At 64.6% G+C, this 13,854-nt stretch carries 13 protein-coding genes; 8 read left to right on the plus strand and 5 right to left on the minus strand.

All coding sequences use genetic code 11. The features are described from left to right. Nucleotides 1-2: 2 nt before the first annotated feature. On the minus strand, nt 3-545 hold the full coding sequence (locus UC34_RS15645) for a cytochrome b (protein ID WP_237165339.1): 543 nt from the start codon (nt 543-545) through the stop codon (nt 3-5). Nucleotides 546-929: 384 nt separating this feature from the next. Between UC34_RS15645 and UC34_RS15650 the strand changes: the two genes are divergently transcribed. Beyond that, a complete protein-coding gene (locus tag UC34_RS15650; RefSeq protein ID WP_044456268.1) occupies nt 930-1,754 on the plus strand; it encodes an isocitrate lyase/PEP mutase family protein in 825 nt (274 codons plus the stop codon). Nucleotides 1,755-1,911: 157 nt separating this feature from the next. Next, nucleotides 1,912-2,712 carry a class II aldolase/adducin family protein gene (locus UC34_RS15655; protein ID WP_044458258.1) on the plus strand — a complete coding sequence of 267 codons (801 nt, stop codon included), beginning with the start codon at nt 1,912-1,914 and terminating at the stop codon, nt 2,710-2,712. Here UC34_RS15655 and UC34_RS15660 read toward each other — a convergent pair. Next, nucleotides 2,696-3,682, minus strand: coding sequence for a LysR substrate-binding domain-containing protein (locus UC34_RS15660; protein ID WP_044456269.1), 987 nt, complete (start codon nt 3,680-3,682; stop codon nt 2,696-2,698). The genes UC34_RS15655 and UC34_RS15660 overlap by 17 nt on opposite strands. Nucleotides 3,683-3,827: 145 nt before the next feature. After that, nucleotides 3,828-5,216 (minus strand): MFS transporter, encoded by a 1,389-nt coding sequence (locus UC34_RS15665; RefSeq protein WP_044456270.1) that lies wholly within the window; start codon nt 5,214-5,216, stop codon nt 3,828-3,830. Between the two features lie 536 nt (nt 5,217-5,752). Between UC34_RS15665 and UC34_RS15670 the strand changes: the two genes are divergently transcribed. The 6 genes from UC34_RS15670 (at nt 5,753) to UC34_RS15695 (ending at nt 11,902) form a co-directional block, all read left to right on the plus strand. Continuing rightward, nucleotides 5,753-7,576, plus strand: coding sequence for a CPBP family intramembrane glutamic endopeptidase (locus UC34_RS15670; RefSeq protein WP_052811087.1), 1,824 nt, complete (start codon nt 5,753-5,755; stop codon nt 7,574-7,576). Nucleotides 7,577-7,714: 138 nt separating this feature from the next. Beyond that, the gene (locus UC34_RS15675; protein WP_044456271.1) at nt 7,715-8,386 is read left to right on the plus strand and encodes a DUF1345 domain-containing protein; all 672 of its coding nucleotides are present in this window, start codon (nt 7,715-7,717) and stop codon (nt 8,384-8,386) included. A 248-nt stretch (nt 8,387-8,634) separates the two neighbouring features. Beyond that, entirely contained in the window at nt 8,635-10,116 is a 1,482-nt protein-coding gene (locus UC34_RS15680) for a cytochrome ubiquinol oxidase subunit I (protein WP_044456272.1), read from the plus strand. Nucleotides 10,117-10,148: 32 nt separating this feature from the next. Next, nucleotides 10,149-11,147 (plus strand): cytochrome d ubiquinol oxidase subunit II, encoded by a 999-nt coding sequence (cydB, locus tag UC34_RS15685; RefSeq protein ID WP_044456273.1) that lies wholly within the window; start codon nt 10,149-10,151, stop codon nt 11,145-11,147. Further along, complete coding sequence (locus tag UC34_RS15690; RefSeq protein WP_044456274.1) at nt 11,131-11,313, plus strand: hypothetical protein; 183 nt, start codon at nt 11,131-11,133, stop codon at nt 11,311-11,313. Before cydB ends, UC34_RS15690 begins: the two co-directional genes overlap by 17 nt. 10 nt (nt 11,314-11,323) lie before the next feature. Next, entirely contained in the window at nt 11,324-11,902 is a 579-nt protein-coding gene (locus tag UC34_RS15695) for a YbhB/YbcL family Raf kinase inhibitor-like protein (protein ID WP_044456275.1), read from the plus strand. Nucleotides 11,903-12,078: 176 nt separating this feature from the next. Here the strand turns inward: UC34_RS15695 and folE are convergent, their stop codons facing one another. Together folE and UC34_RS15705 are read right to left on the minus strand one after the other, a co-directional pair. Beyond that, entirely contained in the window at nt 12,079-12,645 is a 567-nt protein-coding gene (folE, locus tag UC34_RS15700) for a GTP cyclohydrolase I FolE (protein ID WP_044458260.1), read from the minus strand. A gap of 276 nt (nt 12,646-12,921) precedes the next feature. Continuing rightward, nucleotides 12,922-13,854, minus strand: coding sequence for a LysR family transcriptional regulator (locus UC34_RS15705; RefSeq protein ID WP_044456276.1), 933 nt, complete (start codon nt 13,852-13,854; stop codon nt 12,922-12,924).

Genomic DNA, 13,854 nt, shown 5'->3' on the forward strand with positions numbered 1-13,854 from the left:
GTTCACGGAAGCATCCGGCCGATCACCGGGTGACGGTCGATCCACTGATGCTTGAGCGCACCGCCGACATGCAGCGCCAGCAACACGTAGAGGGTGTAGGCGCAATAGGTGTGAACGTCGCCAAGCACGCCGTGCCAGTAGTCCTTGCCGGCATCGCTCATTGCCATCAGGAAGCCGATACGCGGAAACGGAATGGCGCCGAACAGCACCAGCGGATGGGTCGAGGCGGCGACCCACGCCGAATCGTGCGCCCAGCCCGAGAGCGGAATCGCGAAGATCAGCACGTACAGCAACCAGTGCGCCAGATGTGCTGCGGCGCGCTCCCACGATGCGAAGACATGCGACAACGCGGGCGGGCGATGCGTCACGCGCCAAAGCACCCGCAGGATTGCAAGGCCCAGCACCGAGATGCCGACGGACTTGTGCAGGTCGATCCAGAAGCGTACGTCGATCTTTTCGAGCGTCGCGTCGGACAACAAGGCAATTGTCTGGCCGATCGCCACGTTGCCGAGCATCAGCAATGCGACGACCCAATGCAGCAGCATGGCCACGCGGGTGTATTTCGGGTCTTCGTACAGCGCCACGGGCGGTTTGCCGGCCGGGGCGGATGCCGTGGATGCTGCGCAAGGAGGAAGAGAATTCACGTTGGACGTCCTGAGAATACGCGGGAAGATGATGGCATAACGCCAATTGAAGCGCGCTTATTCCCGCATTACCGCAAAAAAGTTGTTACCGGGCATTACGACGCCCGCCGGGGGGCCGGCCGCTTACGGAACCGACGAAAACCGTATTACGGTCGCCTTTGTCGCAAACCCCAAACCCGTCTCTCAGGCGCGCGGCGACTGCCTTGCAGGCCTGTCGCAAAACCGCGATGATCGGGCATTGCGTGCGCAGCGTGCGATGCACTGCGCCCCTACAGGAGACACACCATGCCTCGCAGCACCGCCGAAAAACGCGCCGCATTTCGCGAACTCCACCTTGCCGGTTGCTTTGTCATCCCCAATCCTTGGGACGCCGGCAGCGCACGGTATCTCGAACATGCCGGTTTCCAGGCGATTGCCTCCACTAGTTCCGGTTTCGCCTGGTCGACGGGGCGGCCTGACAACGGCGTGACGCGAGACACCGTACTCGCCCACCTGCGCACGCTGGTCGACGCCACGGATCTGCCCGTCAATGCCGACTTCGAGAGCGGCTTCGGCGACACCCCGGAGGACGTGGCGCGCAGCGTCAAGATGGCGGTGGCGACCGGCGTGGCCGGCCTGTCCATCGAAGATTCGACCGGCAACGACCTCGAACCGCTTTTCCCTGTCGAAGAGGCGGTTGCCCGCCTGAAGGCCGCGCGCCGCGCCATCGACGAGACCGGCGGCGACACGCTGCTCGTCGGGCGCGCCGAGAACTTCTTCGCCGGCGTGCCCGATCTCGACGACACGATCAAACGCCTCCAGGCGTATGCCGAAGCCGGCGCCGATTGTCTGTATGCGCCGGGCATTGCATCGGCCGAACAGATCAGCGCCGTGGTCTCGGCGGTTGCGCCGAAGCCGGTCAACGTGCTCATTGGCGCGACGTCGCCTTTCACGTTGCAGACACTGGCGAACCTCGGCGTGCGACGGGTGAGCGTTGGCGGCGCCCTCGCGCGCGCCGCGTGGGGCGGCTTCATGCACGCCGCGCAGGCGCTCGCACAGGGCCGCTTCGATGGCTTCGACGGGGCAGCGAGCGGCGCCACGCTCAACGGCTTGTTCCGTCAGGGCGAGTGACCGGCCAGCGGGTCAGCTGAGGATCCACGGCGGCATCGGACGCCGCCGAGCGCGATGACCGGTGGATCGCCAGTGACTTTTCGTCGATAGACGTTGCCGTGGCGGCGCGTGGAGAATGCACGACGAACACGGCATCTCATTCGACGGAGCACCCCTCATGAATTCCCCGCACGACGCCTTTGCCATTCCCACACCGCTCGGCGCGCCGCTGCCCAAGCCTCAGGTCTTCGATAACGTTGCGCACGAGCGCGCGGACCGGAAACTACGTCTGGCGGTCGCGTTCCGGATCTTTGCCCGCTTCGGTCTGGCCGAAGGCATCGCCGGGCACATCACCGTACGCGACCCCGAATTTCACGACCGGTTCTGGGTGAACCGATACGCGCAGCACTTCTCGTCGATCCATCCCGACGACCTGATTCTGGTCGATGAAACCGGACGTCTGCACCACGGCGACGGCCCCGTCAACGCGGCCGCCATGGCGATCCACGCCGGCATTCATGCCACCCTGCCCCATGTCACGGCCGCTGCCCACACGCACACGACACACGGCCGCGCATTCTCCGCACGCACGCGCGAACTCGCGCCGATCAATCAGGAAGCGTGCCTGTTCTTCGAGGACCACGTGCTGTTCCGTGGCGACGTGCTCGTGCTCGGGGCGGACGAGGGCCGTCGCATCGCTCGGGCGATGGGCCACAAACGCGCTGCCGTCCTGCTCAACCACGGACTGCTCACGGTCGGCTCGTCGGTCGACGCTGCCGCCTATCGCTTTCTCGCGATGGAACGGTGCGCCCAGGTCCAGTTGCTCGCCGAGGCGGCCGGTCCGCTTGAAGTCCTCTCCGATGCCGAAGCCCGTGAAGTCTTCCGTCTGCTCGGTTCGGACTACGTAGCATGGCTGGGTTATCAGGGACTCTACGAACAAGTGTTGCGCGAGTGTCCGGAGCTCAGGCCCGCTCGCTGAGATACGTGTCGACGGCACCCCGTAGCCAGGCGTCGAACTGCCGCAACGGCGCCCAGTCGCGGCGCTGCGCCGGATACGAAAAATAGAGGGTCTGCGCATTGGCGAGTGTATGCGGATGCGCTTGCACCAGCGCACCGCTGGCCAGTTCGCGCTCGATCAGCACACGCGGCAGCAACGCCACCCCCAACCCCGCAACGGCCGCGTTGATCGCCATGATGAACATGTCGTAGCGTTGTGTGCGGCGCTGCGGCTTGATCGCCCCGCCATGCTCCGGCGCAGGTCCCGTCAGCCCCGTCAGCCCCGTCGGGTCCATCGGGTCCATCGGGTCCGTCAGGCGCTGAGAGGCGAACCAGTCGTCCCAGGCGCGCGGCAGATCGCGCGCACAGATCCATGACTGTGCCGCGATCTGTTCGAGCGTCATCGACGCCCCGTGCGTGTGCTGCGCGAGCAGCCGGGGTGCGGCAACGAGCCACAGCGAATCGTCGGTAATGAGCGCGGTTCCCGGCATGCCCGGCCAGCGGCGCGTGCTGAAGTAGATCGCGGCGTCGAACGCCGAATCGTCGAAAAAGACCGGTTGATCGCGCCCCAGAATGTGCAGGCGAACATCACGCGTGTTGGCGTAGAAGTCGTCGAGCCGCGGGATCAGCCATTGCGCCGCAAACGTTACGCCGACCGCGATTTCGAGTTCCGTCTCTCGTCCTTGCTGCACCACATCGAGCGTATCGCGGCGAATCTGATCGAGATGCACGCGAATGCGTTTGGCGTATTCCGCGCCCGCCGGCGTGAGAACCAGTCGTTGCCGGACGCGCTCGAACAGCGCCACCCCCAGATGCTTCTCGAGCTCTCCCACGCGTTTGCATACCGCCCCGTGTGTGAGCGCAAGTTCCTGCGCAGCGCTTGCGAAGTTCTGATGACGGGCGCTCGCCTCGAAGGCCTGCAACGCCGAGAGGCTGGGAACGCCCAGACGCATGGTGGCTCCTGCGGGAAAACGATGTTGCCCGACAGTCTATGCGATGCGTCGCGCAGCCACCAGGCGGCCCGCCGAGCCGGAGCGTCGACGGGCCGCGAGACCTTGGGTCGCACAACAATGTGAAGCATGCAAGGGATGCGCGCCATCACTCCACGTGCGCCACACCACCGGCGAGCACCGCGCCGCCAGCGACTTCGCGGGGCAGCGCCCACGACATCCAGCGAGTCCGAAGCGCGACGACCAGTACGAAGGCGAGCGCCGCCAGCGCGCCGAACGTGGCGAACCCCATCTGATAGCTACCGGTCGACTCCTTGGCCATGCCCATGATCACCGGCAGGTAAAAGCCGCCGATTCCGCCAGCTGCGCCGATGATGCCCGACATCAGGCCAGTCTTGCCTTGCCAGCGTTGCGGCACGAGTTGGAAGGTCGCCCCGTTGCCCAGACCGAAGCACATGTAGACGAGCACGAGCAACGCGATGCCGGCGCCTTGCGGGGGCATCCACGCGGCGAACACGAAGTCGATCACGGAGATGGCGGCGAGCAGCAGCACGAGCGCGCGCACCCCGGAGATGCGATCGGCCACGAGACCGCCGATGGGCCGCACCAGTGCGCCGAGGAAGGCCAGCAACGACATGAACAGACCGGCTTCGAGACGCGGCATGCCGTACAGCGAAATCAACAGCGTGGTCACGTATGAAGACATTCCCACGAAGCCGCCAAACGTAATGCTGTAGACGAGCATGATGACCCAGGTGTCGCGCTCGCCCAGCACGCCGCGGTAATGACGCGGCAGCACAGCGATGGCGAGCAGGGCCCCCAACACGGGGAGCAGCAAGATGCCTGCCTTGCCTTCGCCGAACGCGCCGGCATGCACGCACAGCACGAGGGCAATCAGCCCGAACACCGTGATGAAGAAGCTCGAGAACGCGCGCGGCGCACTGCCCGACTTCACGCCCTGATCCTTCGCCCAGAACACGAGCGCCAGCGCGGTGAGCACGAGCAGCGGCAGCGCGGCGCCGGCGGCATGCGCCCAGCCATAGTGTTCGGCCAGTCCCGGGAACATGAAGCCGTCGAGCACGGCGCCCACGTTGCCCGCCGCTGCCAGCCCCAGCACCAGGCCCTGGACCTTCGGTGGATAATTGCTGCCGGCCATTGGCAACGCGACCGCAAAGCTCGCACCGCCGACGCCCAGGAACACGCCAAGCACGAGCAGCAGCGTGTAAGACGGTGTGCCCGGCATCAACAACAACACGACCGACGGAATTGCCGAGAGCGTGAGCCCCATCAAGGCGATTTTTCTGCCGTCGCACGCTTGATACAGATTGCCCAGCGTGACGCGAAGAATAGCCGCGCCCAGCACCGGCACCGCCACGAGGAAGCCGGTCTGTGCGGGCGTCATCGCGATGTCCTTGCCGATGAACGGCGCCAGCGGTCCTAGCATGACCCAGACCGTAAAGCCGGTGTCGAAGTAGAGAAAACACGCAACCAGCGCGCGCCAGTTGCCACTTTTCAACGATTGCGTGAGCGTGCTCATGGATACCCTCGTGTTCGTATGCCAAAAAAAGGCGTCCCGAAGCCGGGGGTCCCATATCGGACCCGTGGCTTCGGGACGCCGTTGCCCCGAAATCCCCCGCGCAGGCGGGGTACTGCATGCGGTGCAGAAAATTCGCTTGTCTTCACTCGGCCGCCATTGGCCTTATGCCAGAGCTAGCAATTGGCGTGCCAAGGGGATCGCCTGTCGGAGGACGAAAGCCGCGCAACCCCGTGCAGCATGGCTGCCGGGGCAATACGGCACAGTGTCGGCGACGGCCTGCCGAGTCATGCGACGCTGCCGCAGCATGCCGCCGCGTGACATCGCAACGGGCACAATGCCGCATCGCGATGCGGCGACGCACCATTAGCGTGCGCCGGGGGCAGCCGCGGTTTCCGAGGATTTCCTCGACGCCGCGCAACGTTTCTCGATAGCCGCGCACACTACAGTTCCGGCACGCTCCGGTCGTTAAGCCAATTTGGCGGACTGCCGAGCCTCGCTGCGGCCGTCGGCGACAACAACATTCCGGGAAATCTCGCGTGTATCGCATTCTTTTTCGTCGCATGCTGGCCGCGCTTGGCTTCGTGTGCGTCACCCATGCCCTCGCGGCACCGACCACTAGCTCCCCAGCCGACCCACTGCTCAGCCAGGAGGCCATGACCGCACAGGTCGACGCCGCATCGCTTGCCAAATATCGCGAAATCGTCGGCACGTTCAACGCAGCGGTACGCGCCCGCCCGAACGACTCGGCCCTGGCCCTTGCCCGCTGCCGGTTCATGCAGAACTACTCGTGGTCGGAAGATCTGCGCTGGGGCGAGCAGGCGCAAACGGACCTGAACGCCTGTCAAAAGGCGCTCAAGGCCCAATTCGGCGACATACCGGAAGTGGCGCTGTACGTGCTTCAGAGCACCTTTGGCAAGGCCGCCATCGAACAGGGGTCGGCGCTGTTGCCGAAGGCGAAGACCTGGCCTGCGGCGGATCGCGCCCGTCTGCACGCCGCACTCGCCAATGCCTACGAAGCCACGCAGGACAGGCGTAATGCCGGAATACAGGCCGTGCAGGCTGCCGAGCTGTTATCCGACACGCCCGTGCTGTTGCTCGCCGTTCGCCACCTCGCATTGACTGGGGAAACAACGAAAGCGCGACGTCTGTTGATGGATGCGCCGGTGCCGAAGACGCCCTGGCAAGCGAACGCCCGCATCAATACGGCGCATGACGTTTTGCCCGGCACCTTGGCACGCGATCTGGTGTTGCGCATGCAAAAGGCGGGGCTGAAGATCGATCCGTACACGAGCGCCCGCGCCTTGCTGCAAGCGGGAGACGCGCCCGGCGCCCAGCGCGCCCTCGCGGACGTCAAGCCCGATAGCCCGGAGAGCGCCCAGAACCGTGCGCTGCGAGTCTCGGTCGCGCTTGCCGCCGGGGATGGCCCAGCCGCCTCGGCCGCCATCCGCGCGTCGCTCGAACACGACACGAACAACCGCTGGCCACTTGCCCAATCGTATGCCGTGCTGCTGAGCATCGATCCGGCAGCCGCCATGCGACCGGCCTTCGCCTCGCTGATGCTCACGTTGCTTCTGGCGGGTCTGTCCATCGTATTGCTGCCCGGCCTGCTGATGTTTCCCGCGCACTATGTCGGCACGGTGCGGGCGCGCAAGGGTCGTCCGACGATCGCCATTTTCGAGGGCATCGGCCTGCGCCATGCGTGGTACGGACTGGCCGCATTCTGCCTGGCGACCTGGATCATTCCCGCGTTGCTGATCGGCCAGCTTGCCCTGATGCGCACCGGCGCGAGCGCCGAATTGCAGATATTGCAGCCGAAACTTGCGATGGCGCATCTGGTCACGCTTGGTGTCGTCTCGGTCCTGCTCGCACACACCGTCGGGAAGTTCGGATGGCGTCAGTGGCCCGGTTACGGGAACTGGAAAGCCCGGTGGTTCATCTGGCCCGCCATTTTGCTCGCCGTGGCAGCGATCAGCGCGTGGGTGATGGCCCGTCACGCTGTGCCCGGCGCGCCCGCCGACAGCCCGCTGTGGAACGAAGTCATCGTGCATGGCGCCGCGCAGTTGGGAGGCCCAGGCCTCGCATTACTGCTCATCGCGGTGGCGGTCCCGATCGTCGAAGAATTCGTATTCCGGGGGTGCCTGCTTGGCGGACTGACGCGCCACATGAGTTTCGCCGCCGCCAACGTCTGGCAAGCATTGATCTTCGCGTCGGTGCACTTCGACGCCAAGCACTTCCTTTTCTTCGTGGTGTTCGGGCTCACGACCGGCTGGCTGGCGAAGAAGACGCACGGGCTGGCGGCGCCTATCGTGATCCACGCGATCAACAACGCGATTTTCGTCGCGATGGTGCTCTCGCGATAGGCGCCCCTCGGCAGCACGCGACACCGTTCGGCACCGCTCAATGTCGCAGCATAGCCGGACACATGACGCCGCTGCGCGGCGGCGTGAGCGATAATCGACTCACCCGCTGCCCCGCTGACCGCCGTCCGGAACTCACTCATGAACGCCAAGCTTTTCCCGCATCTCGTTCGCTTCCACCCACGGCTTCTCATCGCCATCGTGATCGGCGGGCTCGCGGGCACGTTCGTGCAGGTGTTCGTCAAGGGCGAGTTCACCACCATCACCCGGATATTGATCGGCTGGAACGCGGGCGCCTGGTCCTATCTCGCCATGATCTGGCTCATGATGGTCACCGCCCCCAAGCGCAGCATCGAGCAATTTGCGGAGCAGGAAGACCAGAGTGCCGTCGTGGTGCTGACGCTGGTCAGCCTGTCGGCCATTGCCAGCGTAGCAGCGATCGTTCACGTGCTCGCGAGCGCCAAATCAGGAGGATCGACCCACGCGTCGGAGCACGTGCTGTTCGCTGCCGCCACGCTCATCGCCGGCTGGTTTCTCGTGCCGACGATCTACACGCTGCACTACGCCCGGCTTTACTTCACCGATACCGAATCGCCCTATGCACTGGCATGGCCGGACCGCGATTGCGATCCCGACTACTGGGACTTCCTGTACTTCTCCTTCACCATCGCCGTCGCGTCGCAAACCGCCGACATTGCACTGAAGTCTCGCCGCATGCGGCGCGGCACGCTCGCGCAGGCCATCCTCTCGTTCTTCTTCAATCTGGCGGTGCTCGGTCTGTCGATCAACATCGGCGCCGGACTCCTCAGTTAGGCTCTGCCCGCCGGACATACCGAAAAACGTGTGACATGAAGTCGCACCATCTGCCGACATTATCTTCTTTGGAAACATACATTTAACGGGACCTCGGACGACCGGTCTTGCCGCGTCAATGCGCCGCATGTGACGACTTGTCACGCGTGCTGCGACGCAGCATTGCCTAATATGCATGCAAACGAATGGTGAAATCCGTCGATTATCGCCATACAAGACAGGGTTTAATTGCATACATAGAGTGCATCATGACTGCCGTTCCGGAAGCTCTCGACCTGGCGCGCCTGCAATTTGCGTTCACGGTCTCGTTTCACATCGTTTTCCCCGCCGTATCCATTGGTCTGGCGAGCTTCATCGCCGTGCTCGAAGGACTCTGGCTCAAGACGCGCCAGCAGCACTACCTCGATCTGTGTCGCTTCTGGTCGAAGGCGTTCGCGGTCTGCTTCGGCATGGGCGTCGTCTCGGGCGTGGTGATGGCCTATCAGTTCGGCACCAACTGGTCGGGCTTCTCCAGTTTCGCCGGTGCGGTCACCGGGCCCCTGCTCACCTACGAGGTGATGACCGCCTTCTTCCTCGAAGCGGGCTTCCTCGGCATCATGCTCTTCGGCTGGAACCGCGTGAGTCCGCGAGCGCACTTCGCGGCGACCTTGTGCGTGGCGATCGGCACGCTCATCTCCACGTTCTGGATTCTCGCGTCGAACAGCTGGATGCAAACGCCGCAAGGCTACGAGATCGTCGACGGGCGTGTCGTGGTGCTGTCCTGGCGGGATGTCATCTTCAACCCCTCGTTCCCGTACCGCCTCGCCCACATGAGCATCGCGGCCTTCGTGGTTGCCGCGCTCGTCGTCGCCGGGACCGGCGCCTGGCATCTGCTGCGCGGGCGGCGCGACCCGGCCATCAGGACGATGTTCTCGATGGCGATGTGGCTGCTGTTGATCTTTGCGCCCCTGCAAGCGTTCGTGGGCGACCTGCACGGGCTGAATACGCGGGAGCATCAACCCGCGAAGCTCGCCGCCATGGAGGGTTTATGGGAGACGAAGACCGGCGGCACACCGCTCAACCTGTTCGGCTGGCCCGACATGGAGGCCGAGACCACGCGCTACGCGCTCGAAGTGCCGCATCTGGGCAGCCTGATCCTCACGCATAGCTGGGACGGTGAAGTGCGCGGCCTGAAGGAATTTCCGAAGGACGAGCGCCCCAACGTGCCGCTGGTGTTCTGGAGCTTTCGCGTCATGGTCGGGCTCGGCCTCGCGATGATCGGTGCGGCACTCGCGGCGCTATGGCTGCGCCGTCGCGGCACCCTGTTTTCCTCGCGCAACTTTGCACGCATCATGCTGGCGCTCTCGCCGACCGGGTTCATCGCGCTGCTCGCCGGCTGGGTGACGACCGAAGCGGGACGTCAGCCGTGGGTCGTGTACGGCGTGATGCGTACGGCAAACGCCATGTCGCCCGTGAGCGCGCAGCAAGTGCAGGTGTCGTTGCTGGTGCTCGTACTTGCCTACTTCCTCGTGTTCGGCACCGGCGTCTATTACCTGCTGAAAATTCTGCGTGGCGGTCCCGTGTTTTGCGGGCAGTCGAACGGTTCGCCTGCGCTTGCGACGCGCCACGAGACAGGGCTCAAGACAGCGCACAAGACAGGCCATGCGGCAAACCATTTCACGCCGCAGGCAGTGCCCGCGGTGTCTGGCGTGTCCGGTCGCGTCGACCCCGAGCGCGCCCACGCGAGCTGATTTTCCCGACACCGATTCATTCGAGAGTTCTCATGGACCTGACCTTAGCCTGGGCCGCCATCATTGCGCTCGGCCTGTTTCTTTACGTCGTGCTCGACGGCTTCGACCTCGGCATCGGCATTCTCTTTCCATTCTTCCCCGCCGCACACGAGCGCGACACGATGATGAACTCCGTCGCGCCCGTCTGGGACGGCAACGAGACGTGGCTCGTGCTCGGCGGCGCGGGCTTGCTCGCTGCCTTTCCGATGGTCTACTCGGTGCTGCTCTGCGCGCTGTATCTGCCGCTCGTGCTCATGCTCGTGTGTCTGATCTTTCGCGGCGTGGCGTTCGAAATTCGCGGCAAGTCGCGTCGCACGCGCCAATGGTGGGATCTCGCGTTCATCGGCGGATCGGCCGGCGCGACGTTCTTTCAGGGCGTGGCGCTCGGCGCGTATCTGTCGGGCATCCCGGTCGAGAACGGACAATTCGCGGGCGATGCGTTCGCGTGGGTCACGGCATTCAACCTGTTCACCGGCCTCGGTTTGCTCGTCACGTACGCGCTGCTCGGCGCTTGCTGGCTCATCGGCAAGACCGAAGGCGATCTGCAACGTCGCTTGCGCGTGCTGGCTTGGCCGCTGACGATCGCGCTTGTCGTCACGATGGCCATCGTCTCGCTCTGGACACCGCTGCGCTTGCCGCTCGTGGCCGAGCGCTGGTTCGACGATCAATGGTTCTGGCGCTGCCTGCCGGTGCCGTTCGTCGTGGCTGGGGCAACGTTGGCCATGCGGCGCGTGTTGCAGCGTGCCCATGACGCTACCCCGTTCTGGCTTGCCATCGGCCTCGTCTTTCTCGGCTATAGCGGCCTGCTCATCAGCGCCTATCCTTATGCCATTCTGCCGGGCGTTACCTTATGGGATGCCGCCGCACCGCACTCGAGCCTGTCGTTCACGATGTGGGGCGCGGCCTTCATCATTCCCGTGATCCTCGCCTACACGATGCTGGCGTACTGGGTCTTTCGCGGCAAGGTGACACACGATGCGCACTATCACTGATCTGGTCCGGCCCGGCGTGCGCCGGCGACATGCACGTGCGGCGCGCGCACCGTGGCAACAGGTGTTGATTCGCTGCGGATGGTTCGTCGCGCTGTGGTGCGCAGGCGTGGCGGGCGCGGCACTGCTTGCACTACCATTCAAACTCATCATTGCAACGGCCAAATAGGAGACACGCGATGAATCGGCTTTCCTTTCCGAACGTGAAGCGCATTGGCGGTGCTGCGCTCGTTGGCATGACACTCGTCGCTGGCGTTACCGGTGCCGGCGTGGCGCACGCACAAGGCATGAGCGTTTCGTCCAGCGCGTTTGCCGACGGCGGTCTGCTGCCCGCCATTCACGCCGGTGCGGGCGAATGCGGCGGGGCGAATACGAGCCCGCCCATCGAATGGAAAAATCTGCCGCAAGCCACGCGCAGCGTCGTCATCAGGATGACCGATCCCGATGGGGCGAAGGGCGGCGGCGTCGTGCATTGGGTGGCTTACAACATTCCGGCGTCGGTGCTCTCGTTGCCGGCCGGCGCGGGCGACAAGTCGGGCGATCACATGACCGTTGGCAAGAATGTCGCCGGCGCCGAAGCCTATCGCGGCGCCTGCCCGCCCCCCGGCGATACGCCGCACCATTACGTCATTACCGTGACGGCAACCGATCTCGAACCGGGGCGTCTGCCTCCGGGACTCGATGCGGCAGGCCTCGCGGTCGCGCTTGCCGGTCACACGCTCAATGGTTCGACCATCGTGGCGCGCTACGGTCGCTAAGGGCCGCAGACGGTCGCTGAAGGTCGCTGAAGGTCGCTGAAGATCGCCGGACGTTGCAGACACAAAAACGACAACGCCAGCGTCACACCGCTGGCGTTGTCGTTCTCCGGCTCACGGTGCGTTCCGTCCAGAATGAACCCAGCGGTCTACCCTGGTCTGCCCGGTTCACCGCGCGATCATTTGTCCCGCGCGAGCGCGAGGAATTCCGTGCGCAACGCCAGGTTGGGCTGCAATTCACCGAGCATGGCAGAGGTCACTGTCTCCTCGCCCGCCGTGCGAATGCCGCGGCTTTCCATACACATGTGACGGCATGACACGACCACGCCGACAGCCTTCGGTTGCAGGTGCGTCATCAACGCTTCGGCGACCTGAGTGGTGAGACGCTCCTGCACCTGCAAGCGACGTGCGAAGCAATCGACCAGGCGCGTGAGTTTCGACAGTCCGACGATCTTGCCGTTGGGCAAATAACCGATGGTCGCCTTGCCGAAGAACGGCGCGAGATGGTGCTCGCAATGGCTGTACACAGGAATACCGCGCACCACGATCAATTCGTTGTACTGCTCGGCCCCGTCTTCGAAGACCTTCAGGACCTCCGCCGGATCCTGGTCGTAACCTGCCGTCCATTGACGCCACGCTTTTTGTACCCGCGCCGGTGTTTCATGCAGACCGGGACGGTTCGGATCTTCGCCGATGTGTTTCAGGAATCGCTTCCAGTCGTTTTCGTCGAACGTGTCGTGGGACATATCAATCAAGCTCCATTGCATTGGATCCGTAGCGCTGCGCCGCTCGTACTCGCGCACCCCCGCGCCCGCGGACATGTGCGCACAATAACAGAGAGTCTCACCGGCCGCATGAAGCCCCTTCAGGGTGTCGGCTAAGGTGCCGGCTCAGGTATCGGCTCGGGTATCGGCTCAGGTATCGGCTCGGGTATCCGCTCAGGTACCGGCTCAAGCGAGTGCTCCGGTATGCGCGTGGAGGCGCGCTCAGACATGAACTCAGGCACGGGTTCGGACACGGATTCAGATCCGTGCGGCTGCTTCATTCGCAAGGCATTTCATCAAGGTGTCGACCGGCGCCCGCTTGAGCGCCGACTGACGCACCAGTACGCCGAGTTCACGCGTGAGCGGCGTGCCCGTCAGTGGCAGTATCCGAACGCCATGCCCGCCGGAGGCGCTCCCCGATCTCGACGAGGCGCCCGGCGCCGTCCTCGCTTCGACGGGCAAACCGATGAGCGTGGCCGGAACGATGGACCAGCCCAGTCCCGCACGCACCATGCGCAAAATGACTTCCGGTTCGTCCAGTTCTACCCCTTCGCGCACCCAAAGCCGGTGTCGCCGCAGATACCGGTCGACCAGGTCGCCCCCGTACGAGCGCCGGTTGTATCGCACGAACGGCAACGTCGAAGCCCAGTCCGCCACTTCGCCACGCGTGCCCTTTGGGGCAATGGCCACGTACGGCTCGTTCATGAGCGTGACCCACTTCATGTCCGCCGGCACCCCGATGCGCGGCCGGATCATCACCGCCAGATCGAGTTCCTTAGCGTCGAGTTGTGCGAGCAACTGCACCGACATGCCCGGCACGATGTTCAAGTGAGGCATCGCGCCGAGCGCCGTCCATCGGCGTACCGCGCCGGGCAACAGACCGAGCTGAACGGTCAGAATCGCGCCCACGTGAATCGGTGCGAGCGCCGCCTGTGCACCGAACGCCCCCGTGTCGCCTCGCATCGCCTGGTATCCCGCGATGACCGTTTGCGCCTGGGTGAGCAGGCGACGCCCGTCGTCGGACAAGGTCACCGCGCGCCCGGTGCGCTCGAACAACTGCACGCCGAGATCGTCTTCCAGACGCTGAATCTGCGCACTCACGGCTGACTGCGTCAAACCCAGGCGCGCGCCGGCCGCCGAGAACGACGCTGTTTCGGCAGCCGTGACGAAGGTTTTCAGGTAGCGGATCAT

The organism is Pandoraea vervacti (assembly GCF_000934605.2).
Taxonomy (GTDB): domain Bacteria; phylum Pseudomonadota; class Gammaproteobacteria; order Burkholderiales; family Burkholderiaceae; genus Pandoraea; species Pandoraea vervacti.